1 pseudogene is annotated in these 1,108 nt (G+C 69.3%); it reads left to right on the plus strand.

Annotated elements, in window-relative coordinates:
- A pseudogene (locus EN991_RS37265) lies at positions 1–1,108 on the plus strand (double-strand break repair protein AddB); the annotation flags it as partial.

Genomic DNA, 1,108 nt, shown 5'->3' on the forward strand with positions numbered 1-1,108 from the left:
GGCCAGGCTGATCGGCAAGATCGGCGTATTGCGCGGCGACGTCGAGGAGATTGGCGTGGCCGAACCGCGACGTGCGCTTCGCGCTGCCCTTGTCGGCGAAGCGCTGCGGCCGGCCGAAACCACCGAACTCTGGGCCGAGACACGTGCCGGTTTCCCGGCGTCCGACATTGCCGGCGCCTTCGCCGAGGTGACCTTGCTCGAAGCCGCCAGCGAACGTGATGAGGCCGTCGCCATCGCCGTCGCGCTCAGGCGCGCGGTCGAACAGCCCGGCCAAAGGGCGGCTCTCGTCACCGGCGACCGCGCGCTGGCGCGTCGCGTCTCGATCGAGCTCCAGCGCTTCGGCGTCGTTGCCGACGATTCCGGTGGCACACCGCTCGCCAACACTCCGGCGGCCAGCCTGCTCAGGCTGGCGCTCGAGGCACTGTTCCGGCCAGGCGATCCGGTTGGCCTGCTGTCGCTGCTCAAGCATCCGCTGCTCGGCCTCGGCCTCGAACGGGCCGATGTGCGCCACGCGGCGGAGCTGATCGAACTGGTGGCGTTGCGCGGCGGGACCGGCCGCCCCGACATCGTTTCGCTACCGGAACTGTTCGAAGCCCGCCTCACCGGCTTGGGCGGCGGCAGCCGGCAGCCCTTCTGGTTTTCCCGGCTGACCGTGCGCTCTATCGAAACTGCGCGGAATTTGCTCGAACGTCTCAAGCAGGCGCTGGCGCCGCTCGCAGCCTTCCGAGGCCGGGATGACGCCGACCTTGCCGCGCTTGTCAGGGCCAGTGTCGTGACACTCGAAAATCTCGGCCGCACCGCCGACGGCGGCCTTGGCGAACTCTATGCCGGTGACGCCGGCGAGAAGCTTGCCGAACTGCTGCGCGGGCTGGTCGCGGCTTCGGCTTCGCTGTCCTTCGCGGCGACCGAGTGGCCCGACATCATGGCGGCGCTGATCGCGCCTGAAACGGTCAAGCCGGCACAAGGCACCGACCGGAACATCGCCATCTGGGGCGCGCTGGAAGCCCGGTTGCAGACGGTCGACACGCTGGTCATCGGCGGGCTCAACGAGGGCGTATGGCCGCGCAAGCCAGAGAGCGACCGCTTCATGTCGCGGCTGATGAAGACC

Origin of the sequence: Mesorhizobium sp. M7A.F.Ca.US.005.03.2.1, assembly GCF_003997795.1 — a bacterium.
GTDB classification, from domain to species: domain Bacteria; phylum Pseudomonadota; class Alphaproteobacteria; order Rhizobiales; family Rhizobiaceae; genus Mesorhizobium; species Mesorhizobium ciceri.